Raw genomic sequence first — 24,516 nt, 5'->3', positions numbered from 1 at the left:
GAAAATGATCACCATTTATCACAATAACAGGTGCAGCAAAAGCCGTAGTGCTTTAACCGAATTAGAAAATAGTGGGAAGGCCTTTGAGGTCGTTTATTATTTAGAAAGTCCGCCTAATAAGGGCGAACTGAAAGAAATTATTCGCAAGCTGGGCATTAAACCATCAGATTTGATCCGCAAAGGCGAAAAGGTTTTTGTTGAACATTACAAAGGCAAAACCCTGACTGATGAAGAATGGATTGAAGCCATGGTTAAATATCCTATATTGATTGAGCGACCGATTGTAATTGCTGGCGATCATGCAGTTATTGCCCGTCCAACCGAGAAAATACAAGAGATTTTAGGTTAAACTTTGTATGCAAGGGTTGTCCAGTGTCATTAAGGTAAACTCTTGGCACAAGCAGGCGTAATTTAACTTAATAACATTAGGGTGTTGCCTAAAAAATATTTCTGCAGCTAAAGAGGATAATCACTAAAATGATCAGTCCAAACAATAACCTCGAATAATACTCGCGGATAAAAAGTCCGGTAAATATGAGCATGTCATCATCTGTATTGCTGTGGATATTGCCGTTTCCGGCCGATGAGCTGAATAGGATCTGTTTATCTTTAAGGTTATTAAGCGACCAGCGGCTTAGCCAGCTGTTCTGGTAACGCCAGTCGAAAGTTTCGCCTGATGCAAAAACAACCCTGGCCTTAAATCCCAGCCAATCGTAGGTAATAGTAGCCAGCGTTTCGTTCTGGTTATTTAAAATGCGGGTCTCAGGTTTTGAAAAGCCTTCACTTTTTAAAAGGTAGATCCCTGATTGTGTAGTGGCAATAGCTGAATTTTTCCATGAGCCAAAATTCAACGAAAACTTTAAATAGCCATTACCGATTACCTGATAGTTACTATCAAATAAACCTTTTCTCCAATTTAATACCTGTTCCATCTCACAAAAGGATTTAATCTGCAATTAATGATGTAGTGTTGATGTCGTAATAATCGGAACGATGCAGGCAATAATTATAGCTGCACGGTTGTTGTATATCTGTTTAATAAACAAACCGGCAATAATTAATAGTTCATTATCTGTATCAGAAGATATAGACCCGCTATTGCTGCCTGAGCTGTACATGATGTGCGCATCTTTATCATTGCTTATTGTAAACTGCCTCTTCCACATGCCTGTCGATTTCCATTCATACTGCTCGCCGTTATTTAAACTGATAACCGCTTTCGACTTCCAACTATCGTAAGTAATAATGGCAGCCACCTCATTGGTTTTCCGGTCGATAACTTTCGTTCTCGATTGCCAAAAATTTTCATTTACAAACTGGTAGTTTTTATCTTCGAACATGCTTTCAGCATTGCTTCTCCAGGCACTAAAAGTGATCATGCCTTTTTGGGCACCATCTACAAAGAGCTGAAAGTTCCTGCTGAACCAATCGTTCTTCCAGTTGATAAATTTCGACATCTTAATTGCGTTTTTACTTTAGATAACATTTTCTTCCTGTTGTTACATAAAAAAAGTGCTTATTGTTTATAAGCACTTTTTTGTTGGCAGTTAGCAGTAACATCCTGGAATATTAATGACCAATGAACCAAATACCAATAAACCATTGACTAATGACCAATGAGTAATTACCAATTACCAATGAACCAATGAACCAATGAAATAACCTAGAAATTCGGTTTCAGCACATACTTATCATAGAAACGGAAGATATGTTCTGCGGCTTCTTCGGCGGTATCTACCAGTCTGAAAAGGTTTAAGTCTTCTTCGTGGATATTATGCTCTTTTTGCAGCATCGTATTTTTAATCCAGTCAATTAGCCCGCTCCAGTAATCAACCCCCAGCAATACAATCGGGAAACGGGCAATTTTACCTGTTTGAATCAGCGTTAAGGCTTCGAAAAGCTCGTCCATGGTACCAAAACCACCTGGTAAAACCACAAAACCCTGGCTGTATTTCATGAACATCACTTTGCGCACAAAAAAGTAATCGAATTCCAATAGTTTATTATGGTCGATATATTTATTGTGGAACTGCTCAAAAGGCAGCTCGATGTTTAAACCTACCGATTTACCGCCGTTGGTATGCGCCCCTTTGTTACCGGCTTCCATAATACCTGGTCCGCCACCGGTAATCACTCCGTAACCACGATCGGTTAATAATTTGCCGCACTGCTCTGCCAGTTGGTAATAGCGGTGTGTTTGGGCGGTGCGTGCCGACCCGTAAATGGTAACACATGGACCAATTTTAGCCAGCTTTTCAAAGCCATCTACAAATTCGGCCATAATTTTAAAAATTTGCCAGGAATCAGTTACTTTAATTTCCTGCCAGTCTTTGTTCTCAAAAGCACTTCTAATTTTTTCTTCACTCGTCATATACTGTTATTCTAAAATTAAAATTTTGTCTGCGCATCAGTTTTTTTGCTGATGAACAACAAACCTATAAATGTGATTAAACCGTTAATTAAAATCAGTTCAACACTAAAAACATATCCGCCCAATATTGCGGTCGAATTGCTTGCAAGCAAGTAACATAAAAAAGGCGATAATATGCAAACTATCGGTACTAATTTATCGCGAAGTCCGCGTTTTTTTACAAACAATCCAAAACTGTACAAGCCTAAAAGCGGCCCGTAGGTGTAAGAAGCAATGGTGAAAATTAAACTCACTACCGATGAACTGTTCAATGCATTAATCACAATAATCACCAGGAACATTAACACCGAAAAGGCTATATGCACCGTATGGCGCTTTTTAACGGCTGTTTTTTCGTCAATGTTTTTGGCCTTATCCATGCCTAAAAAGTCGACACAGAAAGAAGTGGTGAGGGCTGTTAAGGCCGAATCGGTTGTGGCAAACGTAGCCGCCGTTAAACCCAGCATAAAAATAATGGCCGGAACAGCCCCCAGGTTATTCAATGCAATCTCAGGGAACAATAAATCGGTGCGTGGTTTACCTGTTACATGATCTAAGGGAATATCGATACCGTTTTTGCTGGCGTAGATGTATAATAATGCACCTACACTTAAAAAGAAAACATTTAAAATTACAAATACACCGGTAAAGGTAAACATGTTTTTCTGTGCTTCTTTGATGGTACTCATGCTCAGGTTTTTCTGCATCAGGTCCTGGTCGAGCCCGGTCATGGCGATGGTTACGAAAATACCACCGATAAACTGTTTGCTGAAATAGAACTTGTTGGTAAGGAAATCATCCAGAAAGAATATTTTAGAGTAACTGCTGTTTTTTACGGTTTCAAAGGCCTGTGGAATGCTGAAATTGAGGCGATTGCAGATGAAATAAATGGTTAAAAAAACCGATAAAACTAAAAAGAATGTTTGCAGGGTATCGGTAATAATAATGGTTTTTAACCCGCCTTTAAAAGTATACGACCAGATTAAGGCTAAAGAAATTAAAACCGTTAACCAAAACGGAATGCCATAATTATCGAATATAAAGCGCTGTAGTACAATTACAACGAGATACAAACGTGTAGCCGATCCGAGTGTTCTGCTTAATAAAAATATAGAAGCAGCGGTTTTGTAACTGTAATGGCCCAGCCGTTTTTCAATGTAGCTGTAAATGGAAGTTAAATTCATCCGGTAGTACAACGGTAATAAAACGGTGGCAATAACGATAAAGCCAACCGCATTGCCCAATACAAACTGAAAATATTGGAACTGGTTTCCGGCCGGAGCACCAACCTCGCCCGGTACCGATATAAAAGTTACCCCCGAAAGTGCTGTCCCAATCATTCCGAAGGCCACCAGGTACCATTTAGAGTTCCTGTTGGCAACAAAAAAAGTATTATTATCTGACGATTTTTGAGAGGTTACAAACGAAATAATAATCAGTAACAGGAAGTAGCCAATTAGAAAACACAAGAGGATGGTTGGTGACATAGTTTTGTTTTAAGCTGATAAATGTAAAGAAAACTATTAAATGAAGCAATATATTCAGTCCAAAGTCCGCAGTCGGAAGTCCCGAGTCTGAAGTTTGCACACCCAATAAATTATTTGCAGTTTTCAGCTGACCATTTGCAGTTACCAATGAACTGATGACCGATAACCAGTTAACAGTTTACAGTTATTGATGGGCCAATGACCAATTAACAACTGAGCCAATAACCAATAAACTATCGGATAGCCATACCATCAACCATTGAACCAATGAACTGATGACTATTGAACCAATAACCAATTAGCAGTCTACAGTTACCAATGACCAATGAACCAATGACTATTGAACCAATGAACCATTTTACCTATTTTTGTACTATGAATTTTTCATCCAAACTACTCGAAGATGCAGTAAACGAGTTTTCGAAACTGCCCGGTGTAGGACAAAAAACTGCTTTACGCCTGGTGCTGCATCTCTTAAACAAAGAGCAGGAGGAGGTAAACCAGTTTGGCAATACATTTATTAAACTTAAACAACATATTAAACACTGCACAACCTGCCACAATATTTCTGATTATGCAGTCTGCGAAATCTGTACTTCGCATAAACGTGATAAAGAAACCATTTGTGTGGTGGAAGATACACGTGATGTAATGGCGATCGAAAATACCGGACAGTATTTTGGCGTTTACCATGTTTTGGGTGGTTTAATTTCGCCGATGGATGGAATAGGCCCTTCTGATTTGTTTATTGATGGTTTGGTAACCCGTGTTGCAGCAGGCGGTATTAAAGAAATTATTTTAGCTTTAAGTCCCAATATGGAAGGCGATACCACTTTATTCTACCTCTATAAAAGGCTGAAAGAATTTAATGTGCCGGTTACCACTATTGCACGTGGAATTGCTTTTGGTGGCGAACTCGAATATGCCGATGAAATTACCCTTGGCCGCTCAATTGTAACCCGTGTACCTTATGAAACTGCGATGATGAAATAAACGGGTATTGAGTGGCAAGTATCAGGGCATAAATTAACCGCATACATCTAGATACTCGATACTCATTACTGTAAACTTACCACCTGCTACCCATACTTACTACTCAATATGATAATACTAAATGAACTTAAAAGATAAAGTAATCATCATTACAGGCGCATCAAGCGGAATCGGAAAAGCCTGTGCCGAAGAATTTGCCAGGCGTGGTGCCAATCTGGTTCTGGCAGCCCGTCAATACGTTACCCTTTGCGAAATTACTGCCGATTTAGAAAAGAAATATGGCATCAGGGCGGTTGCCGTACAGGCCGATGTGAGTAAAGAAGCTGATTGCGAATTAATTATTAAACAAACGCTTGTTTCCTTTCAAAGAATCGATATCCTGGTTAATAATGCCGGTTTATCGATGCGGGCCCTGTTTAACGAGCTGGATTTATCAGTGCTGAAAAACCTGATGGATGTGAATTTCTGGGGAACAGTATATTGCACCAAATATGCGCTGCCCGAAATTTTAAAAACCAAAGGAACCGTGGTAGGTGTATCATCAATCGCAGGTTACCGTGGTTTACCGGGCCGTACAGGTTATTCGGCTTCTAAGTTTGCCATGAACGGTTTTATGGAGTCGTTGCGTACCGAGTTGCTTAAAACCGGGGTGCATGTCATGGTAGCCTGCCCGGGCTTTACCGCTTCCAATATACGTGTAACGGCCCTATCAAAAGATGGTGCAGCCCACGGCGAAACCAGCATGGATGAAGGTAAAATGATGTCGTCAGAAGAAGTGGCCAGTATTATTGCCGATGGTATTGAAGAGCGTAAACGCACTTTGGTCATGACCAGGCAAGGCAAACTGGCGGTATGGATGAATAAACTCTTCCCGGCTTTTGTAGATAAAAAGGTTTTTGATTTGTTTGCGAAGGAGAAAAATCCGTTGATTAAAGGGTAGAAAGGCTTCAGGTATAGGGTTTAGGGCTTAAGGTGTAGGGTTTAAGGTTATGTGTGAGCGCTTATGATACAGTTTAATCTGTTTTGATACTTGATACTTGATACTTCTCTCTTCTCGGTACTGTACTAAAAATCCACGCTTTTAACAATTTCGTTTATTTACTATTTCGATAATTAACTGCTGTATGCCTAAATCCCTGCTTTTATTTATGCTCCTGTTTCAAACCCTATTGACTTCGGCTCAGGTTAAAAAAGTAAAAAACATTAACTACGCAGGTAACCACGAAGAAGCCAATACATTGAATGTATTTTACCGCGATGATAGTTTAAACAATAAACCGGTACTGGTTTTCATCCATGGGGGTTCCTGGAGCAGCGGTAAGAAAGAAACCTATTGGTGGCTGGGCCGTAATTTTGCACGGAAAGGTGTGGTTACCGTTATTATTAATTATCCTTTGGCTCCCAACGTGCAGTACGAAAAAATGGCCAATGATTGCGCTTTGGCAATAAAATGGGTGCACGAAAATATAAGCAGTTACCAGGCAAGTCCCGGTAAGATCTTTGTAATGGGCCATTCGGCGGGTGGGCACCTGGCCGAGCTGATTAATGCCGACCCCAAATATTTTAAGCAGGCAGGCATAGCGAACCCGATTAAAGGCGTTATCCTAAACGATCCTTTCGGGCTGGATATGTATGAGTATTTAACCACTGCGGAAAAGGATCACTATTATTTCGATTTCATCAGAACCTTTACCCAACAGGCTAACGTTTGGAAAACTGCTTCACCGATGGGATATGTAAACCAGATTAAAAATCCGCACCTGCTTTTTTATGGGGCTAAAACTTATGGTGCCATTAAATTACAAACGCCCAAGCTATACGAAAAACTCAAAGCCAATGGCGTTCCGGTTGAGCTGAAAGAAATTAAGGGGAAAAGCCATATCCCGATGATCAGTCAGATGATTTTTGGAGGCAACCGGTTGTATCAGGATATCCTGGATTTTATTCAAAACACATCGCTATAGCGTGGCAATCTTAATGCCCTAATGCGGTAGCCGGGCTTTTTTTGCAGAAGCTTTAACCATTAAACCCGGTAGCAGCGGAAATCCTTTTTGTTGCAGTAACTTTCAATAGACCGTCATGCTGAGGTACGAAGCAGCTGTTTCATAGCTTGCAGCTCCTTCGTGCCTCAGGATGACAGCAAACAAAAAGATTGCAGCGGATGACGGGACTGTCGCGACCGATGAGCACGACCATTGCTTTCCAAAAAACTAAGATCTGTTCAAAAACAAAAGACCCCTATACCGTTTTTGTGATCTCGTCGAGTTTACTGTAATCCATCACCTTCTCGAAACGGGCATCCATTTCAATTTCTTCGTCCTGGTAGCTGGTGCGCGTGTGGATGCTTTGTGCAAAAGTATAGCGCGGTAGCGGGGCTTTTTTGCAGAAGTTTTAACCACTAAACCCGGTAGCAGCGGAAATCCTTTTTATTGCAGTAACTTTCAATAGACCGTCATGCTGAGGTACGAAGCACCTGTTTCATAGCTTGCAGCTCCTTCGTGTCTCTGGAATAACAGTAAACAAAAAGATTGCAGCGGATGACGGGACTGCAGTGACCGATGAGTATGACCATTGCTTTCCAAAAAAACTGTTCAAAAGCAAAAAGCCCCTATACCATTTTTGTAATCTCATCAAGTTTACTGTAATCCATCACCGTTTTACCGGCTTCGTTATGGTAATACATTTTCTCGAAACGGGCATCCATTTCAATTTCTTCGTCCTGGTAACTGGTTCGCGTGTGGATGGTCTGTGCAAAGGTATCATCAAAAGCCTTTAACATCACAAACACCTCAACTTCTGCCAGCTGCAATTCGATGAGCGATTTTTCGAACAGCGGACTGTCTTCGGTAATGGGATGCACCAGCGTCCAGTTTAAGGAGAGGATGCTGATTTTATCGCGCTCCAGCTGAAGCGGGTAAAAACGCCTTACCTGTTTATCATCAACAATTTCGTTGTACGACATCACCATCTGCACTTCCACTTCAATAAGCTGGTTGCGCCGTAAATTAACCAATCTGCACATTAAGCCATGGCCATTCTGATAAGGTGCAATGACCATTTTCTTGCTGAAACTCACTTTCGAAGTGGGGCGGCTAAAACGGCCGTACAATAAACCGGTGGCAAGGGCAAAAGCCAATAGGCCAAGCATGCTTTCGAAAGCGGCCAGCACACTGGTAATAAAGCCTTGCGGCGAAATGTGACCGTAACCTACGGTAGATATGGTTTGCGCCGAAAAGAAAAAAGCATCGAAAAACTGATCGCGCAGGGTAATACCATTTGCCCCGACTAAATTTTCGATCCCGATGAGGTTATAGAGAATGGCAAAAAAAGTGTTCACCAGGAGGTAGGCCACCAGGATAACGAGAAAGAAACGGGGCCAGCTCATGGTAACCAGGCGGGTATAGGTATCGTCGAACTTAAACCAGGGCAGGCCCGTACGCTCGATATTGGCCGAACCATCGGGATTAATCATCCGCTGGTTTTTGGTTACCGGATTTGATGCAAAACCCAGATCATCGTTAAACTGTACTTTTCTTTTAAAAAAGACCATATATTTTCAGAAAGATTTTGGAATATTAAAAAAGTATATCAATATTTGCTTTATACAAACATGATAATTAAAAACTTAAATAACAATTGGTGGTGGCATAACGAAATTCGTTAGGCATTTCTGTTGTTATATATTTTAAAATATTTTATACACAATAAAGAGGATTGCCTAAAAAGCAATCCTCTTTTTTTGTGATATTTTTTTAACAACGCCCCGTTTCGCGTCCTCACTAAACGGAGTTTAAATAAATGGTTCGTGCAGACACGAACCTTGTTACAGATAAATTTTTTGAGGAATCGTGATGCTGAATTGAGTTCAGCATCTGCGGGAAAGATGCTGAACCCGGTTCAGTATGACGGTAAGATGTATGCAAAACATGAAAAAGATATTAAACCATTTATTCGAGAACAAAAGTTTTAGCAGGGAAGAAGCCAAAAACATCCTGATTTCCATTTCGGAAGGTGCTTTTAATTCCTCGCAAATTGCCGCTTTTATCACTGCCTATGCCATGCGCAACATTACCGTACAGGAATTACAGGGCTTTAGAGATGCCATGCTGGATATGTGCGTAAAGGTAGACCTTTCTGCTTATGAACTGATCGACCTTTGCGGTACCGGCGGCGATGGCAAAGATACCTTCAACATTTCTACCTTATCCTCATTTGTGGTAGCAGGTGCAGGGCACCATGTAGCCAAACATGGTAACTACGGTGTTTCTTCGGGCTGCGGATCATCAAACGTGATGGAATACCTGGGCTATCGTTTTACCAATGATGAAGCCACTTTAAAACGCAACCTGGATGCGGCAGGCATTTGCTTTTTGCACGCGCCGCTTTTTAACCCGGCCATGAAAATTGTAGCCCCGATCAGGAAAGAACTGGGCGTTAAAACCTTTTTCAATATGCTGGGGCCAATGGTTAACCCCGGACAGCCCAAACACCAGATGGTAGGCGTGTTTAGCCTGGAGCTGGCCCGCCTGTATGCGTATTTATATCAGGAAACGGATAAAAACTATACCATTGTGCATGCACTGGAAGGTTACGACGAAATTTCGCTTACCTGCGATGTGAAAACCTTCAGCAATAAAGGCGAGCAGATTTTAACCCTTGGTGATATGGGCTTCGAAAAAGTATCGACCGATGCGATAAAAGGTGGCGATACGGTAGAATCGTCGGCTAAAATATTTATGGATGTATTAAATGGCGAGGCAACCGATGTACAAAACAACGTGGTACTTTGTAATTCGGCATTGGCCATCCGGACCATCAAACCGGAACGCTCATTTGCCGATTGCTATTACGAAGCAGAAGAATCGCTGATGAGTAAAAAGGCCTTACACAGTTTTAAACAATTACTGGCATGCTAAAATTAAAGGTTTGTGGTATGCGTTTAGCCGCCAATATTGCTGCGGTTGCTGAGCTTCAGCCCGATTACCTGGGCTTTATCTTTTATGAAAAATCCCCACGTTTAATCAGCGAGGTTTCTGCAGAATTGATTAAATACATTCCTGCCGAAATTAAAACAACAGGTGTATTTGTGAACGAAGACCTGGAAAAGGTAAAAGAAAAAATAAGCAGCTTAAAGTTAAAAGCCGTTCAATTGCATGGAAGCGAGTTGCCAGAATATGGAGCAGCGTTAAAATCGAGTTTCCCCGGCATTGAAGTGATTAAGGCTTTTGGGATAGACGAAGATTTTGATTTTTCGGCTTTGGAAGCTTATTTAGGAACGACAGATTATTTTCTTTTCGATACCAAAACCAAGGCGCATGGAGGATCGGGTAAAACCTTCAACTGGTCTGTTTTAGACCGGTATACCTACAATAAGCCTTATTTTTTAAGCGGTGGAATTGATTTGGAACATAGCGCTGCCATTAAAAACATAAACGACAGTCGTTTATATGCACTTGATATTAATAGCCGGTTCGAAACGGAACCTGGCCTTAAGGATGCAGCAAAAATTAAAGAATTTATTAAAGAAATGACTACAAAATAATGTCATCCTGAGCTTGCCGAAGGACTTTCGAGGGCATTTCGACAGGCTCAATGTGACAACTGGTTGAAAACATATGAAATACAAAGTAAACGAAAAAGGATATTACGGAGATTTTGGAGGCGCGTACATTCCGGAGATGCTTTATCCGAATGTAGAAGAACTGCGTCAGAATTATTTAAAGATTATTGCTGACCCTGATTTCCAGAAAGAGTTTCATCAGCTGTTGAAAGACTATGTTGGCCGCCCTTCGCCGCTATACCTGGCCAAAAGGTATTCTGAAAAGTATGGCGCCAATATTTTCCTGAAAAGGGAAGACCTAAACCATACCGGCGCGCATAAAATCAACAATACCATCGGGCAGATTTTACTGGCTGAGAAGCTCGGCAAAAAACGGATCATTGCCGAAACCGGTGCGGGCCAGCATGGTGTGGCTACGGCTACAGTTTGTGCTTTGCGTAACCTGGAGTGTGTAATTTACATGGGCGAGGTCGATATTGAACGCCAGGCACCCAACGTGGCCCGTATGAAAATGCTGGGGGCAAAGGTGGTTCCGGCAAGTTCGGGCAGTAAAACATTAAAGGATGCCACCAACGAGGCCATGCGCGATTGGATTAACAACCCGGTTGATACGCATTATATCATTGGTTCAGTAGTGGGGCCGCACCCTTATCCCGATATGGTAGCCATTTTCCAGTCTATCATTTCAGAAGAAACTAAAAAACAATTACTGGAGCAAACTGGCAGCGACCAGCCCGATTACGTATTGGCTTGTGTGGGGGGAGGCAGCAATGCTATGGGGATGTTCTACCACTTTATGGACGATGAAAAGGTAAAACTGATTGCTGTAGAAGCTGCAGGTAAAGGGGTTTCAAGCGGATTCTCGGCCGCAACCACGTACCTGGGTAAAGAGGGCGTTTTACACGGTAGCCGGAGCATCTTAATGCAAACAGAAGATGGCCAGGTGGTGGAGCCGCATTCGGTTTCTGCCGGACTGGATTACCCTGGCATTGGTCCGCAACATGCCCATCTGTTTAAAACTGGCAGGGGACAGTACGTTTCCATTACCGATGATGAAAGCCTGGAAGCCGGTCTATTGTGCACCAAACTGGAAGGCATTATTCCGGCGATTGAAAGTGCACATGCATTGGCGTACCTGGAAAAAATGGTGTTTAAAGGCGGAGAAAATGTAGTGGTTTGCCTTTCGGGCCGCGGCGATAAGGACCTGGATACGTACATTAAATATTTTAACTTATAGATAGGAGACAATAGAGATGAGCTATTAGACTTCCTGTCTGGTTCTCAAATCTCCAATCTCCAATTTCACATCTCAAAAACATGAACAGAATCAAAAAACTCTTCCAGGAGAAGAAAAATATATTATCAATTTATTATACCGCTGGTTACCCTAATTTGGGCGATACCATCCAGATTGCTGAAGCACTGCAAAAATCGGGTGCTGATCTGCTGGAAATCGGCTTTCCGTATTCAGATCCTGTTGCCGACGGACCGGTGATCCAGGCCAGCAGCAAGCAAGCTTTAGATCAGGGCATGACACTTAAGGTGCTTTTCGAACAGTTGAAAGATTTGCGTAAACACGTAAGCATCCCGGTTTTGTTAATGGGTTACGTAAACCCGGTTTTGCAGTTTGGCGTAGAAAACTTTTGTAAAGCCTGTGCCGAAGTAGGGGTAGATGGTTGTATTGTACCCGATTTGCCAATAGCAGAGTACGAAGAATTTTACCAGGATTATTTTGAAAAACACAACCTGAGCAATGTATTCCTGATTACACCACAAACGGCTGAAGAACGCATCCATAAAATTGACGGGCTAACCAACAGCTTTATTTACCTGCTTTCATCATCAGCCACTACCGGTAAAAATTTAGAAGTGGGTAATACCACCGAAGCTTATTTTAGCCGCATTAAAGCCATGAACCTGAAAAACCCAACCATGATCGGTTTCGGGATCAGCGATAAACAAACTTTCGATAAAGCCTGTAGTTATGCCAATGGGGCTATTATCGGTACCGCTTTTGTTAAGGCCCTTGCCGATGGAAACCTGGAAGAAAGCATAAGCAACTTCATGAAGAAGTTTAGGGATTAAATCTAAACCCCTTTGAGTAACCGTCATTGCGAGGAGGAACGACGAAGCTTTCTCGCAATTAACGATCACGCTTGCGGTTCGTCACCCTGAGGGATAATTTATTGTATAAAAATCAATATACGTGACATCCTCTTCCGGGGTCGTCATTTCGAGCGAAGTGCAACGCAGTCGTCGAGAAATCTATATTGGGATGATTTTGAATTTAGATCTCTCCACTCCGCTATGCTCAGGTCGAGATGACGGAATACTGTACTGGATTACTACTCAATCGAAATGACGATTTTTTCGTATATTAGTCTCATTAAAATCTCTTTATAAAATATTTCCCTTAACAGAACCTGGTTCTGTATTCCCCTTATCATCCGATACAGGGTTAAAAGATTATTTTCTAAATTTTATAAAGAGAACATCATGCAAGATTTAAAAATTGCGTTAATCGGTGCTACAGGTAAAGCTGGTACTTATATTTTAAAAGCGCTGCTGGCGCAAAACTTCCGGGTAAAGGCCCTGGTCAGGAATCCGGAAAAAATCAAGGTCAATCATCCGGCTTTAACCATTACAACAGGCGATGTTGGTGACAGCAGGGCGGTATATGATTTTATAAAAGGTTGCGATATCGTAATCAGTGCCTTGGGTTTAGGTCATCCTGCCAGTGAGAAAACCATATTTACCCGGTCGACGGTAAACATCATTACCGCTATGGAAACGATGGGCTTAAAGCGTTATATCGTTATTACTGGTTTGAATGTAAACACTCCTTTAGATCATAAGGACGAAAAGACCCGCTTAGCTACCCAATGGATGTACGATCATTTTCCCGTTTCAACTGCCAATAAACAAGAAGAATATGACATCTTGGCTCAAAGTGATCTGGAATGGACTTTAATCCGCCTGCCCCTTATTATACAAACTGATGAGCAAACACCAATTGGTATGAGTTTAATCAATTGCACTGGCGATCAGATTAATGCGGCCAATCTTGCACAGTTTGTTATAGAGCAGTTAGCAGAGGAGGCGTTTATAAAGCAGGCCCCGTTTATCTGGAATAATTAGATTGTTTTACCACTAAGGCACGAAGACACCACTTTGTACTTTGGCAATCGAGTTAATTTACCATATAAGGCATTTAAGCACATAGTAAGAATCGAGCTTATGCAACTTATCTGTCTTATATGGTTTTAGGGCTACCCCCGAGTTGACCACGCTTTTATTGGCATCGGTTATGATCAGATCCACATGCCGATTTAAAAATGGCAGGCGATAAATCGAATTACATTATTCAAAAGATTTAAGTACGGATTCGATCTGCTTGTTTATTTTTGCAATATCAGCATCGTATTTGTGCGTATTTTCATCAACTGCTTTATACATCAACTCGTAGGCCTTAATACGTAAATTACAATATTCTTTTAAAACCTTATCACGCTCCCTAACCATTGTTGGAAGGTTCAATTGCTCTAAACTGTCCAGTAAACTGATGTTTTCATTCCAGTAATAAATTCCGCGGTCGCGGATCTCATATAGCGCATCTTCCTTTTTTGTATCAGCCTTAAGCGAATAAACGTCAAGTGCCATTGTTTCCAAAACTCTGAAACGTTTAAATCTTGTATCGTATTCAGTTAAACTTTCCTTATTCGGGATCGACTTTATCACAACAAAAGATGAAAAAAGCATGACTACGCACAATGTAGCAATAGATATAATACCAAGTGATGGCCTTTCGGGTTGCGTTAAACTTGGCGTAAAAGCATAGCCCATCACTAAGCCCGAAACCAATCCGCCGATATGGGCAGCGTTATCTATACCGCCTTTCATGCCGTAAGCAAGGTTATAAACCACAAAAATACCAATACTCGTTAATAATTCCTTTCTGGTTTCCTTTTCAATCAGGTCGGTGGTCAGTAAGGCGAGGAAAACGCCGTATAGGCCAAAAATGGCACCCGATGCACCTGCACTAATGGTTTGCTCGTGCCACCAGGTGCTGGCTAAGCTGGCTCCGATACCGGTTAACAGATAGGCAGCAATAAACTTGCTCTTGCCCAGCATGGGTTCTAGCAATACACCAACATATAGTAATGCATACATGTTAAAAAGAAGGTGTAATATGCCGATGTGTAAAAAGCAGTTGGTTATTAAACGCCAATATTGGCCGATAGAGATCAGCGGGCGGAAGTTGGCTCCCCAGTTAATCAGAATTTCTGAACTTGGCGAAATGAAATCTGCACCGCAGATGACCATGATTATAAAAATCAGGATGTTGAGGTCGACCAGTATTGGGGTAAAAAAGAAATCCTTCTTCGGAATAAACAGTGAGAAGAAGTTTTTAACTTTTTGCCCGGCAGATTCGGCAGGTATTTTTAGCAGATCGGCAGCCGTTAAATCAAAGGAATCGTAGAGCTCCTGTGATTTAATCGATAATTCTTCCGGAGATATTTCCGACTGCGCAATAGCAAAAGCATCTAAAAAAGCTCGAACATTCTTTTTATTCTTGTTAAAATCGATCATTTCACCACCTGTTGATTCACTCGAAATCGTTGCGGTTTGCCCGTCAATAACCAATTTAATTTCACTGCCTGAGTTGATCACAGAAGTAGTGCTTTGGGCGATAAAACCGCTCGCACTCTGATAATGGATTGTCCAGTTGAGCCGTGTAGCCGCATGGCTTGCTATGGTTAAAAATTGTAACGGAGTTAATTCATGGAGTGGAATTTCTTCCCGGTGCTTAGGTGTAATGCCTATTGCCATAATAAAAGAGTGTTAATGTTCAGCAGGCAAATATAAAATATTGAGCCATATTATAATTGTTTTATGTAGTGATAGGCACTTATTTAGAAAAATGTATTTCAGCTCGTTTGAATAAGCATTAATTATACTAAAGGATAAAAAATGCTCCTTTGTGTCTTGGTATCTTTATGGGCATTATTCAGGCCGTTTCACCCAATCCTCATAAGCCATTTCAAATTTCACTTCGCCTTTATTTACCATGCCAGCTTTTTTCCAGCCCTGCCTGCTGTAGAATTCTTCAGCACGGGTGCCTGGCGCTGTGCCCAACCAAACGGGTTCCCTGGTCTGCGCAAAATACCAATCCATCATGAGCCGGTGCAATTCCCTGCCAATGCCTTTGCCTTCGTATTCGGGCCTTAAAAACAATGCCCAGATGTTGTGCGCTTTTAAATCAACAATGGCAAAGCCGATTACTTCACCATTTATTTCGTATACCCAGCCTTTGCCACGGCGCGTAATGAAGTCTTCGCAATCTGCATCAGTAACCAGGGCAGGGTTAGAGAGCGTATTTTCTTTAACAGTATGCCTTACGATCTGGATTTGCGGAATATCGGTTATCAGTGCTTCGCGGTATATCATGGAACTAAGATAAGGATTGATTAAAGAAATGATTAAATTTACCACATTAAGCCGGTAAGTAAATCCGGGCTGGAAATGAAAGATGTGCTAAGCTGTTTTAGGTGGTTAAATAAACATTTCCTGCTGCCGCTGCCCTGTTCCCGTTCCGGATGATGACAGGAAAAGAAGATCCGGCATGACAAAGCCCGCATAAATGACATGCCCGGAATGTAAAATGGCAGGCCTGTCAGGTCGGGAAAATAAAGTCAAAATATTCTTCCGCATTATATGATGGTTTAAAAACTGCATTTAAACCCAAAAGAAGCCGGTTTTAAACCTGCGAAATTCTATTTGACAATTGCATGATGGTGAATTCTGGAATTGGTTCTACATTTGCTTAACGGTGTTAGATTATTTTACACCTTATATTCCAGGTCATGGGAAGCAAAGAAAGAATACTACGTTTAAAAGATGAAACCAGAACAAAAATTCTGGATGCTGCCTTGAACATCGTTCAAACCGAGGGCTGGCAGGCATTGAGTATGCGTAAAATTGCCGATCAGATCGAATATACTGCACCGATTATCTACGAATATTTTTCGAACAAAGAGGGGATCCTGCTGGAGTTAACCCGAAGGGGATACCAGATGCTGGCCAAAGACATTCGCGAAGCCCGCGACAGGCATGAAACACCGGCCGAGCAGATGGAATCCATGTGGATAGCCTACTGGAACTTCGCCTTTGCAAACAAAGAATTTTACCAGCTCATGTACGGTGTGGATATGGTTTGTTGCACCGTTAAAAACTCGCTGCCCGAAGCAGAACATGTAGGCGGTATGCTTGGCGATGTAATTGAATCCTTATTCGAGAAAAAACCTGTATCAGAAGAAGATATCTGTAGAAAGTACTACACCTATTGGTCGATTATACACGGTTTGATATCCATCAACCTGGTACGCCCTGACGGGAGAACAACCAACGAGCTGAACCAGCAAATTTTAAAAGACGCTATTAAGGGAATTACCTTATCTATTAATAGCTAAAATTTTTTACCCTGCTATTTAACACTGTTAAATAGTTTATACATCTTAAATCCATTATAATTTAAAATCATATGAAATCTCTACATCGTCTGTTTTTATTATTTAACACTGTTAAACGATTTACATTTGTTAAATACAGTTTCGCTCTCGCTTTCGCCGCCATTGTGCTGATCAGCTGCAAATCGGCGCCCCAGCAGGGCGCAGCCGCACCACCGCCCCCGGTTTTACCGGTAAGTTCGGTTAGCGGAGGTGCCGAAACTACTTTTGTTGAATACCCTGCTTCTATCCAGGGCGCTGTTGATATTGATGTACGCCCGCAGGTAAGCGGTTATTTACAAAGCGTACTGGTTAACGAAGGTGCCTATGTTACTGCCGGACAAACCCTCTTTAAAATTAACGAAAACCCTTACCGCGAGGCCTTAAACAATGCCAAAGCCAGTTTACATGCTGCTGAAGCGGCTATTTTAAATGCCCAGCTGGAGGTTGATAAGTTAACGCCCCTGGTACAAAACAAGGTCGTTTCCGATATCCAGTTAAAAACGGCCAAAACGGCTTACAAGATTGCACAGGCCAACGCCGAGCAGGCTAAAGCCAACGTGGCTTCGGCACAGATTAACCTGGGTTATACCAACGTGAAGGCTACGGTTAGCGGTTATATTGGCCGCATCCCCAAAAAACAGGGAAGTCTGGTATCTCCGGCCGATCAGACCGCTTTAACGCAGTTATCGGATATCCACGAAGTGCATGTGTATTTCTCGCTTGCCGAAAACGACTTCAACAGCTTTAACACCAATTACCCGGGCAAAACCCCGGCCGACAGGATTAAACACCTGCCTGCCGTAGAACTGGTATTGGCCGATAATTCTACTTACCCTGTTAAAGGCAAAATCGACATGATTGATGGCCAGTTTGATAAAAATACAGGTGCTATTACGTTAAGGGCCACTTTCCCGAATGCCAATGGCGCGCTACGCTCGGGTAATACCGGTAAAATCCGTTTGGGTTTATTGCATAACGATGCCATCCTGGTACCTCAATCAGCAACGGTAGAAATGCAGGATAAGGTATTTGTATTTACCCTTGGCGACAGCAGTAAGGTTAAAAAACAAGCCATTACCATTGTAGGTAAAGCCGGCGAAAACTACCTGATCAAAGACGGCGTAAAAGTTGGCGACCAGATTGTGCTAAGCGGCATTGATAAATTACAGGAGGGCATGGTGATCCAACCTCAGAAAGCAGCAGATAAAGTAGCTGTTACAAGTACAAAAAAATAAGAACCATAAACACTAAAAGTCATGTTTCAGAAATTTATAAACAGGCCGGTACTGTCAACCGTGATTTCCATCTTATTGGTAATCGTTGGCATACTGGGCTTAACAAAGTTACCCTTAGAGCGGTTTCCGAATATCGCGCCTCCATCGGTATTGGTAACTGCTGTATACCCTGGGGCCAATGCCGAAACGATATTGCGTTCGGTAACCCCATCGCTGGAGGAAGCAATTAATGGTGTGGAAAACATGACCTACATGACCTCCACTGCCAGTAACGATGGTACATTGGGTATTACGGTTTACTTTCAGCAAGGTACCAATCCCGACCAGGCTGCCGTTAACGTGCAGAACCGGGTTTCGCAGGCCACCAGCCAGTTACCTGCAGAGGTAGTACAATATGGTATTACCACTACCAAACAGCAGAACAGCTTTATCGGAGCGATAGGGGTTTACTCTGAAGATCCTAAAAAGTACGATGCCGTTTTTGTGAATAACTATGCACAGATCAATATCATTCCTGAGATTAAACGTATCCCGGGAGTAGGTTCGGCCAGTGTATTCGGCGGGATTAAAGATTATTCGATGCGGATCTGGTTAAACCCAAGTCAGCTGGCTGCTCACCAGATTACCCCTAACGAAGTAATGCGTGCCATACAGGATAAAAACCTCGAAGCGGCACCGGGCCGTTTGGGCGAACGCAGTAACGAAGCTTTCGAGTACGTAATTAAATATAAAGGTAAGCTCACCAAACCGGAGGAGTACGAAAATATTGCCATCCGCTCTAACGCAGATGGTTCGATCTTGCGTTTAAAAGATGTGGCCCGTGTTGAACTGGGGGCTTACAGCTACAGCAGTGTAAACCGCCTGAACGGACACGATGGAATTACCATTGGAGTGATCCAGTTATCGGGATCGAATGCCAACGAAATCCAGATTGCCATTGATAAACTGATGGAAAAACTATCGAAAGATTTTCCTGCGGGCATTAAATACAACCAGTTTTACCGTACTAAAACCGATCTTGACGAATCCATTAACCAGGTAGAGCATACACTGATCGAAGCCTTTTTACTGGTATTTATCGTGGTATTTATCTTCCTACAGGATTTCAGGTCAACCTTAATTCCGGCTATTGCGGTACCGGTTGCCATTATCGGTACGTTCTTTTTTATGCAATTGTTCGGTTTCTCGGTCAACCTGTTAACGCTGTTTGCCCTTGTACTGGCCATTGGTATCGTGGTAGATGATGCGATTGTGGTGGTAGAGGCGGTGCATGCCAAAATGGAAGAAAACCCTAAGCTGAGCCCGAAAGCGGCTACTACGCAGGCCATGAACGAAATTACCGGGGCCATTATATCGATTACCCTGGTTATGGCGGCGGTATTTTTACCGGTGGGTTTCATGACCGGTTCTACCGGTATATTTTACAAACAGTTTGCTTTAACCATGGCTATCGCCATCATTATATCGGCGGTTAACGCTTTAACCTTAAGTCCGGCGCTGGCTGCCTTATTTTTAAAGAATAAACATGCCGGGGGCGAGCACCATGAACCTAAAAAAGGCTTTGTAGAGAAATTTTATGCCGGCTTTAACGGTGGCTTTAATTACATGACCAACCGCTACATCGGTGGATTAAAAGTGCTGATCCGTCATAAATGGATCAGCATGGCCGGCCTGGCCCTGCTGGTTGCGGTTACAGTTTTACTGGTAGGCAGAACCAAAACCGGTTTTATCCCTACAGAAGACCAGGGCTTTGTGGCCATTGCGGTTTCGAGCCCTTCAGGAACTTCGTTAGCCAATACCAATAAAATATTGCAACAGGCCGAAAAAGAATTGCGCGCCATGCCATCGGCCAGGTTCGTGATGTCGTTGGCCGGTTATAACTTCTTAACGGCCTCGAACAGCCCTTCGGCCGGACAGATCTTCTTATTGTTAAAACCGAATGAAGAGCGTGGAGCCGTAAAAAATATCGATGAGATCCAGAATATCGTGAGGGCTAAAATGGCAGCCATATCTGCCGGTACCTTCTTTGTATTCAGTTTCCCAACCGTGCCGGGCTTCAGCAATGTGGAAGCGATGAACGTGATGTTGCAGGATAAAACAAATGGCAGGCTGGATAAATTCAGCGGGGTAGCCAATAACTTTATTGCCAAATTAATGGCTAAACCGGCCATTGCCTTTGCCTTTACCTCTTACAAAGCCGATTATCCGCAGTTACAGCTCGATGTGAATAATGAAAAAGCCGATCAGCTGGGCGTAAGTGTGAAAGATATTTTGCAAACCATGCAAACGTATTTTGGTACGGCGCAGGCTTCAGATTTTAACCGCTTTGGTAAATACTACAGGGTAGTGGTACAGGCTGATGTTGCCGACCGGACCGACCCGGCCAGTATTGACCGCGTGTTTGTGAAAAACAAAGACGGCGAAAGTGTGCCGATCAGCACCCTGGTTAAATTAACCCGTGTGTATGGTTCTGAAACGGCTTCGCGTTATAACCTGTTCAACTCTATCGAGGTAAATGCCATCCCTAAACCGGGTTTCAGCTCGGGCGATGCCATTAAAGCGATAGAAGAAACAGCTAAAGAACAATTGCCAACCGGTTATGCGTATGAATTCTCCGGACAAACCCGCGAGGAAATTTCTTCGGGCGGACAATCGACCGTGATCTTCCTGCTTTGCCTGGTATTTGTATACTTCTTGTTATCAGCACAGTACGAAAGTTACATCCTGCCATTGGCGGTAATCCTTTCTATCCCTACCGGTGTATTTGGTGTGTTTGTGGTATTGGGCTTAACCGGTATCGAGAATAACATTTATGTGCAGGTAGCGCTGATCATGCTTATCGGGTTGCTGGCTAAAAACGCCATCCTGATCGTAGAGTTTGCGGTGCAGCGACGAAGGGCAGGACTGAGCCTGTTCGATTCGGCGATAGAAGCCGCGCGCTTAAGGATCAGGCCGATCATCATGACCTCACTGGCCTTTGTGTTTGGTTTGTTCCCAATGAGTATTGCAACGGGTCCGTCGGCACAGGGTAACCACTCCATCAGTATCGGTGCTGCCGGAGGGATGGTATCGGGTGTGGTATTAGGTCTATTTATCATTCCTGTACTTTTTGTGATCTTCCAGGCTTTACAGGAAAAACTATCTAAAAAATCAAACGAGGTTGTTCATCACAATGAAGAACCTGTAAATAATAATCATGCAGTTTATGAAACGGTTTAATATATATGCCATCCTGCTCCTGGTTTTGGTGTGGAGCGGATGTTCGGTTTCTAAAGATACCCTGCTGCCAAATGTAGCACCGGGCCTATTCAGAAACAGCTCGCCACAAGACTCTTCGAGTATTGGCACCATGCCTTTGAAAAGTTTTATTAACGACCTTACGGTACAAAATTTAATTGATACAGCTTTGGCCAAAAATTACGATATGCAGATTGCATTGAAAAATATCGATGCGGCCGAAGTGTTGTTTAAACAATCGAAACTGGGCAATATACCCGAACTGAAATTGCAGGTAACGGCCAGTTCGAGCCGCCCGTCTGATAACAGTTTAAACGGCTTGAGCTTAAACCAGTTTACCGGCTCTACCCATATTGAAGATTACAGTGCCAACCTGGGCCTGTACTGGGAAGCCGATATCTGGGGGAAAATCCGCAACCAGAAAGCTGGCGCTTTGGCCAGTTTTTTGCAAACTGCCGAAGCACGCAAAGCCATACAAACCCGCCTGGTGGCCAATGTGGCCCAGGGTTATTATAATTTGCTGATGCTGGATGCCCAACTGGAAATTGCCCGCAAAAACTTAAAACTGAACGACAGCACCCTGCGGATCATTAACCTGCAGTTTGATGCCGGCCAGGTAACCTCGCTGGCCATACAGCAGGCACAGGCACAACAATTGGTGGCGGCACAGCTGGTACCCCGTTTGGAGCAGAATGTGGCTTTACAGGAAAATGCCTTGAGTGTGCTGATCGGTACCTTGCCTAAAGCCATTAACCGCGCCAGCCGTTTAGATCAAATGAGTATCCCTGCCAATTTAAATGCGGGTTTCCCCTCATCGATGTTAAGCCGCAGGCCCGATATTAAAAGTGCCGAACTGGCACTGAATGTAGCCAATGCCAAAGTAGGGGTGGCGAAAGCCAGTTTGTACCCTTCGCTGGTAATTACCGCCAGTGGTGGCGTTAACTCTTTTAAAGCAAGTAACTGGTTTAATGTACCGGCTTCGCTGTTCGGCCTGGTATCGGGCGGCATTACGCAGCCTATTTTTCAACACGGACAGCTGAAAGCCAATTTAGAACTGGCTAAAATAGACCGCGAGAAAACGGTGATCCAGTTCCGCCAATCGGTTTTAAATGCCGTAGGCGAAGTGTCTGACGAGCTGACCAGGGTAGAGAAACTGAAAAGCCAGTACAGCATTGCCGAAAAAAGGACCCAAACCTTACAGGAGGCCTCGCGCAATGCCAATTTGTTGTTTAAAAGTGGTATGGCCAACTATTTAGAGGTGATTACTGCACAGGGCAACTTATTGCAAAGCGAGCTGGAACTGGCTACGCTTAAAGCCGAGCAATTAAATGCCGTGGTAGGTTTGTACCGCTCTTTGGGTGGAGGATGGAATTAAACCATTTTTAACCGAAGGCATAAAAGCATAAAGAAACCTATAAGGTCGTGATGATCTTATAGGTTTTTTGTTTTCTACGATCCGTCATTCCCGCGCAGGCGGGAGCCATGAAGTGCTCAGCGAAGCTAATCTTGAAGTTTTCGCTCGCTCTTGCTCATTATTTTCTGTTATCCTGAGGTACGAAGGATCTTTTAGTTACCATTATTACAATCCATCCGTCATTTCGACCGTAGTGGAGAAATCTATAAGCATTATCTTTTTATACATTATTTTCTTCCACATGCACGTGCTTTCTTCCGCTCACCGCCGCCGAGGGGCTCTTACCTTTTTCTTGATAAAAAGGTAACCAAAAATCAAGGCTTGGATCTGACGTCGGATAAATTCGTCAAAGCTTTGAGATCGTCAGCACAAGCCCCGATGAAGGATCGGGGAGGGCGCGCTGCCTCTGGGCAGTGGTAGTTCGAAAGGATGTGCAAAAGCTTTAACGTTTTTTCCTTCCATCATATCCTATGCCGGCCAGCATAGTGCTTATAGCATGATGCAGAGGCATATAAAAGTTCTTCTAATAATCGATCGTCATTTCGACTGAAGCACAGCGAAACGGAGAAATCTGTTTCATAAAAGTCAGCACGCAGTTTTCCGTGCTTTTTCCGGCGGAAATCTGCGAGGCCGGCCAGCAGGGTGCATATGGCATGATGCAGAGGCATATAAAAGTTCTTCTACTAACTGATCGTCATTTCGACTGAAGCGCAGTGAAACGGAGAAATCTGTTTCATAAAAGTCAGCCGGCAATTTTTATGTTTTTTCCTGCAAAAATCTGCGAGGCCGGCCAGCAGGGTGCAAACAGCATGTCGTAAAAGGAATTCTTCTTCGCTGTCATCCTGAGGTACGAAGGATCTTTTGATCTAAAGATTCTTCACTGCGTTCAGAATGACAATGTAGGTTTTACCCTTCGCGCTGCCTTGCCTCGGCTCACCGCCGCCGAGGGGCTCTTTCTTTTGGCTTGGCCCAAAAGAAACAAAAACCCAAGGCTTGCATCCTTCCTTGTAAAAAGCTACGGAAATCTTTATTGCGGCAGCATCGAGGCTCTTTGCCCTTGCTTTGTCCCGCCGCTCTCGCTTTGATCCTGCCTTGGCCTGTAGGGTATAAGGAGGGAGTGCAAAGATTTCCATGCTTTTTCCTGCGGAAATCTGCGAGGCCGGCCAGCAGGGTGCAAACAGCATGGCGTAAAGGAAATTCTTCTTCGCTGTTCTTCTATTAACTGATCGTCATTTCGACTGAAGCACAGCGAAACGGAGAAATCTGTTTCATACAAGTCAGCACGTAGTTTTCCGTGCTTTTTCCGGCGGAAATCTGCGAGGCCGATCATCAGGGTGCAGATGGCATGGAGTAGAGGGAATTCTTCTTCGCTGTTCTTCTACTAACTGATCGTCATTTCGACTGAAGCACAGCGAAACGGAGAAATCTATTTCATAAAAGTCAGCGCACAGTTTTTCGTGCTTTTTCCTGCAAAAATCTGCGAGGTCGGCCAGCAGGGTGCTTATAGCATGATGCAGAGGCATATAAAAGTTCTTCTAATAATCGATCGTCCTTTAGATTTGTTTTGATATTTTATTTAAGGCAAAGAACGATTACTTTTCTTAAATTATAAATCAGATTACCTAAAACGGTAGCGGCACATTAATATATCGTCAAGGTTTTTATGCCTAA

The 24,516-nt window shown here is 43.0% G+C and carries 22 protein-coding genes; 13 read left to right on the top strand and 9 right to left on the bottom strand.

What is annotated here, in order from left to right:
* Nucleotides 1-4 precede the first annotated feature (4 nt).
* A complete protein-coding gene (gene arsC / locus ACFSR6_RS18870) occupies nucleotides 5-349 on the top strand; it encodes an arsenate reductase (glutaredoxin) (protein WP_379081762.1) in 345 nt (114 codons plus the stop codon).
* A gap of 88 nt (nucleotides 350-437) precedes the next feature.
* On the opposite strand, the gene ACFSR6_RS18865 is transcribed toward arsC, so the two are convergent.
* The 4 genes from ACFSR6_RS18865 to ACFSR6_RS18850 all read right to left on the bottom strand — a co-directional run bounded on the left by ACFSR6_RS18865 (nucleotide 438) and on the right by ACFSR6_RS18850 (nucleotide 3,897).
* Nucleotides 438-932: a hypothetical protein gene (locus ACFSR6_RS18865; RefSeq protein WP_379081760.1), complete on the bottom strand. Its 495-nt coding sequence runs from the start codon at nucleotides 930-932 to the stop codon at nucleotides 438-440.
* 24 nt (nucleotides 933-956) lie between these two features.
* Nucleotides 957-1,457, bottom strand: coding sequence for a hypothetical protein (locus ACFSR6_RS18860; protein ID WP_379081758.1), 501 nt, complete (start codon nucleotides 1,455-1,457; stop codon nucleotides 957-959).
* 206 nt (nucleotides 1,458-1,663) lie between these two features.
* Nucleotides 1,664-2,371, bottom strand: a complete 708-nt coding sequence (locus tag ACFSR6_RS18855; RefSeq protein ID WP_183764056.1) for an LOG family protein — start codon at nucleotides 2,369-2,371, stop codon at nucleotides 1,664-1,666.
* Nucleotides 2,372-2,388: 17 nt separating this feature from the next.
* Nucleotides 2,389-3,897 carry a sodium:solute symporter gene (locus ACFSR6_RS18850; protein WP_379081756.1) on the bottom strand — a complete coding sequence of 503 codons (1,509 nt, stop codon included), beginning with the start codon at nucleotides 3,895-3,897 and terminating at the stop codon, nucleotides 2,389-2,391.
* Nucleotides 3,898-4,272: 375 nt separating this feature from the next.
* On the opposite strand from ACFSR6_RS18850, the gene recR reads away from it, so the two are divergent.
* From recR to ACFSR6_RS18835, 3 genes are all read left to right on the top strand, one after another.
* The gene (gene recR, locus ACFSR6_RS18845) at nucleotides 4,273-4,890 is read left to right on the top strand and encodes a recombination mediator RecR (RefSeq protein ID WP_379081754.1); all 618 of its coding nucleotides are present in this window, start codon (nucleotides 4,273-4,275) and stop codon (nucleotides 4,888-4,890) included.
* A 121-nt stretch (nucleotides 4,891-5,011) separates the two neighbouring features.
* Nucleotides 5,012-5,830, top strand: coding sequence for an SDR family oxidoreductase (locus ACFSR6_RS18840; RefSeq protein WP_379081752.1), 819 nt, complete (start codon nucleotides 5,012-5,014; stop codon nucleotides 5,828-5,830).
* A gap of 184 nt (nucleotides 5,831-6,014) precedes the next feature.
* Nucleotides 6,015-6,854, top strand: coding sequence for an alpha/beta hydrolase (locus ACFSR6_RS18835; RefSeq protein WP_379081750.1), 840 nt, complete (start codon nucleotides 6,015-6,017; stop codon nucleotides 6,852-6,854).
* Nucleotides 6,855-7,498: 644 nt separating this feature from the next.
* Here the strand turns inward: ACFSR6_RS18835 and ACFSR6_RS18830 are convergent.
* Nucleotides 7,499-8,440, bottom strand: a complete 942-nt coding sequence (locus ACFSR6_RS18830; protein WP_379081749.1) for an ion channel — start codon at nucleotides 8,438-8,440, stop codon at nucleotides 7,499-7,501.
* A 376-nt stretch (nucleotides 8,441-8,816) separates the two neighbouring features.
* Between ACFSR6_RS18830 and trpD the strand changes: the two genes are divergently transcribed.
* The 5 genes from trpD to ACFSR6_RS18805 all read left to right on the top strand — a co-directional run bounded on the left by trpD (nucleotide 8,817) and on the right by ACFSR6_RS18805 (nucleotide 13,588).
* Nucleotides 8,817-9,806 carry an anthranilate phosphoribosyltransferase gene (trpD, locus tag ACFSR6_RS18825; protein WP_379081747.1) on the top strand — a complete coding sequence of 330 codons (990 nt, stop codon included), beginning with the start codon at nucleotides 8,817-8,819 and terminating at the stop codon, nucleotides 9,804-9,806.
* Nucleotides 9,800-10,432 carry a phosphoribosylanthranilate isomerase gene (locus ACFSR6_RS18820; RefSeq protein WP_379081745.1) on the top strand — a complete coding sequence of 211 codons (633 nt, stop codon included), beginning with the start codon at nucleotides 9,800-9,802 and terminating at the stop codon, nucleotides 10,430-10,432. Before trpD ends, ACFSR6_RS18820 begins: the two co-directional genes overlap by 7 nt.
* A 73-nt stretch (nucleotides 10,433-10,505) precedes the next feature.
* The gene (gene trpB / locus ACFSR6_RS18815; RefSeq protein WP_379081743.1) at nucleotides 10,506-11,687 is read left to right on the top strand and encodes a tryptophan synthase subunit beta; all 1,182 of its coding nucleotides are present in this window, start codon (nucleotides 10,506-10,508) and stop codon (nucleotides 11,685-11,687) included.
* Between the two features lie 80 nt (nucleotides 11,688-11,767).
* On the top strand, nucleotides 11,768-12,535 hold the full coding sequence (gene trpA / locus ACFSR6_RS18810) for a tryptophan synthase subunit alpha (RefSeq protein WP_379081741.1): 768 nt from the start codon (nucleotides 11,768-11,770) through the stop codon (nucleotides 12,533-12,535).
* A gap of 411 nt (nucleotides 12,536-12,946) precedes the next feature.
* Nucleotides 12,947-13,588 (top strand): NAD(P)-dependent oxidoreductase, encoded by a 642-nt coding sequence (locus tag ACFSR6_RS18805; protein WP_379081739.1) that lies wholly within the window; start codon nucleotides 12,947-12,949, stop codon nucleotides 13,586-13,588.
* 222 nt (nucleotides 13,589-13,810) lie between these two features.
* Here the strand turns inward: ACFSR6_RS18805 and ACFSR6_RS18800 are convergent, their stop codons facing one another.
* The 3 genes from ACFSR6_RS18800 to ACFSR6_RS18790 form a co-directional block, all read right to left on the bottom strand.
* A complete protein-coding gene (locus tag ACFSR6_RS18800; protein ID WP_379081737.1) occupies nucleotides 13,811-15,280 on the bottom strand; it encodes a rhomboid family intramembrane serine protease in 1,470 nt (489 codons plus the stop codon).
* 174 nt (nucleotides 15,281-15,454) lie between these two features.
* Complete coding sequence (locus tag ACFSR6_RS18795) at nucleotides 15,455-15,898, bottom strand: GNAT family N-acetyltransferase (protein WP_379081735.1); 444 nt, start codon at nucleotides 15,896-15,898, stop codon at nucleotides 15,455-15,457.
* Nucleotides 15,899-16,003: 105 nt separating this feature from the next.
* Complete coding sequence (locus tag ACFSR6_RS18790; protein ID WP_379081733.1) at nucleotides 16,004-16,162, bottom strand: hypothetical protein; 159 nt, start codon at nucleotides 16,160-16,162, stop codon at nucleotides 16,004-16,006.
* 152 nt (nucleotides 16,163-16,314) lie between these two features.
* On the opposite strand from ACFSR6_RS18790, the gene ACFSR6_RS18785 reads away from it, so the two are divergent.
* The 4 genes from ACFSR6_RS18785 (at nucleotide 16,315) to ACFSR6_RS18770 (ending at nucleotide 22,806) form a co-directional block, all read left to right on the top strand.
* Nucleotides 16,315-16,920, top strand: a complete 606-nt coding sequence (locus tag ACFSR6_RS18785) for a TetR/AcrR family transcriptional regulator (RefSeq protein ID WP_379081731.1) — start codon at nucleotides 16,315-16,317, stop codon at nucleotides 16,918-16,920.
* A gap of 71 nt (nucleotides 16,921-16,991) precedes the next feature.
* Entirely contained in the window at nucleotides 16,992-18,194 is a 1,203-nt protein-coding gene (locus ACFSR6_RS18780) for an efflux RND transporter periplasmic adaptor subunit (protein ID WP_379081729.1), read from the top strand.
* Nucleotides 18,195-18,215: 21 nt separating this feature from the next.
* Nucleotides 18,216-21,413: an efflux RND transporter permease subunit gene (locus ACFSR6_RS18775; RefSeq protein ID WP_379081727.1), complete on the top strand. Its 3,198-nt coding sequence runs from the start codon at nucleotides 18,216-18,218 to the stop codon at nucleotides 21,411-21,413.
* Nucleotides 21,400-22,806: a TolC family protein gene (locus ACFSR6_RS18770; RefSeq protein WP_379081725.1), complete on the top strand. Its 1,407-nt coding sequence runs from the start codon at nucleotides 21,400-21,402 to the stop codon at nucleotides 22,804-22,806. The genes ACFSR6_RS18775 and ACFSR6_RS18770 overlap by 14 nt, the downstream gene beginning before the upstream one ends.
* Before the next feature lie 905 nt (nucleotides 22,807-23,711).
* Here ACFSR6_RS18770 and ACFSR6_RS18765 read toward each other — a convergent pair.
* A complete protein-coding gene (locus ACFSR6_RS18765; RefSeq protein WP_379081723.1) occupies nucleotides 23,712-23,978 on the bottom strand; it encodes a hypothetical protein in 267 nt (88 codons plus the stop codon).
* Nucleotides 23,979-24,516: the final 538 nt, after the last annotated feature.

The sequence above is a fragment of the Pedobacter vanadiisoli genome (assembly GCF_042684385.1).
In the GTDB taxonomy this organism is placed as follows: domain Bacteria; phylum Bacteroidota; class Bacteroidia; order Sphingobacteriales; family Sphingobacteriaceae; genus Pedobacter; species Pedobacter vanadiisoli.
The sequence above is the reverse complement of the archived record's forward strand: the minus strand, read 5'-3'. Positions and strand labels throughout refer to the sequence as shown.

Excerpts from the sequence above, each read along its gene's own strand:
- arsC (WP_379081762.1), top strand. The coding sequence starts at position 5 with ATGATCACCATTTATCACAATAACAGGTGCAGCAAAAGCCGTAGTGCT.
- recR (WP_379081754.1), top strand. The coding sequence starts at position 4,273 with ATGAATTTTTCATCCAAACTACTCGAAGATGCAGTAAACGAGTTTTCG.
- ACFSR6_RS18800 (WP_379081737.1), bottom strand. The coding sequence starts at position 15,280 with ATGGCAATAGGCATTACACCTAAGCACCGGGAAGAAATTCCACTCCAT.
- ACFSR6_RS18790 (WP_379081733.1), bottom strand. The coding sequence starts at position 16,162 with ATGCGGAAGAATATTTTGACTTTATTTTCCCGACCTGACAGGCCTGCC.
- ACFSR6_RS18835 (WP_379081750.1), top strand. The coding sequence starts at position 6,015 with ATGCCTAAATCCCTGCTTTTATTTATGCTCCTGTTTCAAACCCTATTG.
- ACFSR6_RS18860 (WP_379081758.1), bottom strand. The coding sequence starts at position 1,457 with ATGTCGAAATTTATCAACTGGAAGAACGATTGGTTCAGCAGGAACTTT.
- trpB (WP_379081743.1), top strand. The coding sequence starts at position 10,506 with ATGAAATACAAAGTAAACGAAAAAGGATATTACGGAGATTTTGGAGGC.
- ACFSR6_RS18780 (WP_379081729.1), top strand. The coding sequence starts at position 16,992 with ATGAAATCTCTACATCGTCTGTTTTTATTATTTAACACTGTTAAACGA.
- ACFSR6_RS18775 (WP_379081727.1), top strand. The coding sequence starts at position 18,216 with ATGTTTCAGAAATTTATAAACAGGCCGGTACTGTCAACCGTGATTTCC.
- ACFSR6_RS18795 (WP_379081735.1), bottom strand. The coding sequence starts at position 15,898 with ATGATATACCGCGAAGCACTGATAACCGATATTCCGCAAATCCAGATC.
- ACFSR6_RS18865 (WP_379081760.1), bottom strand. The coding sequence starts at position 932 with ATGGAACAGGTATTAAATTGGAGAAAAGGTTTATTTGATAGTAACTAT.
- ACFSR6_RS18820 (WP_379081745.1), top strand. The coding sequence starts at position 9,800 with ATGCTAAAATTAAAGGTTTGTGGTATGCGTTTAGCCGCCAATATTGCT.
- ACFSR6_RS18840 (WP_379081752.1), top strand. The coding sequence starts at position 5,012 with ATGAACTTAAAAGATAAAGTAATCATCATTACAGGCGCATCAAGCGGA.
- ACFSR6_RS18855 (WP_183764056.1), bottom strand. The coding sequence starts at position 2,371 with ATGACGAGTGAAGAAAAAATTAGAAGTGCTTTTGAGAACAAAGACTGG.
- ACFSR6_RS18770 (WP_379081725.1), top strand. The coding sequence starts at position 21,400 with ATGAAACGGTTTAATATATATGCCATCCTGCTCCTGGTTTTGGTGTGG.
- trpD (WP_379081747.1), top strand. The coding sequence starts at position 8,817 with ATGAAAAAGATATTAAACCATTTATTCGAGAACAAAAGTTTTAGCAGG.
- ACFSR6_RS18785 (WP_379081731.1), top strand. The coding sequence starts at position 16,315 with ATGGGAAGCAAAGAAAGAATACTACGTTTAAAAGATGAAACCAGAACA.
- ACFSR6_RS18830 (WP_379081749.1), bottom strand. The coding sequence starts at position 8,440 with ATGGTCTTTTTTAAAAGAAAAGTACAGTTTAACGATGATCTGGGTTTT.
- trpA (WP_379081741.1), top strand. The coding sequence starts at position 11,768 with ATGAACAGAATCAAAAAACTCTTCCAGGAGAAGAAAAATATATTATCA.
- ACFSR6_RS18805 (WP_379081739.1), top strand. The coding sequence starts at position 12,947 with ATGCAAGATTTAAAAATTGCGTTAATCGGTGCTACAGGTAAAGCTGGT.
- ACFSR6_RS18850 (WP_379081756.1), bottom strand. The coding sequence starts at position 3,897 with ATGTCACCAACCATCCTCTTGTGTTTTCTAATTGGCTACTTCCTGTTA.
- ACFSR6_RS18765 (WP_379081723.1), bottom strand. The coding sequence starts at position 23,978 with ATGGAAATCTTTGCACTCCCTCCTTATACCCTACAGGCCAAGGCAGGA.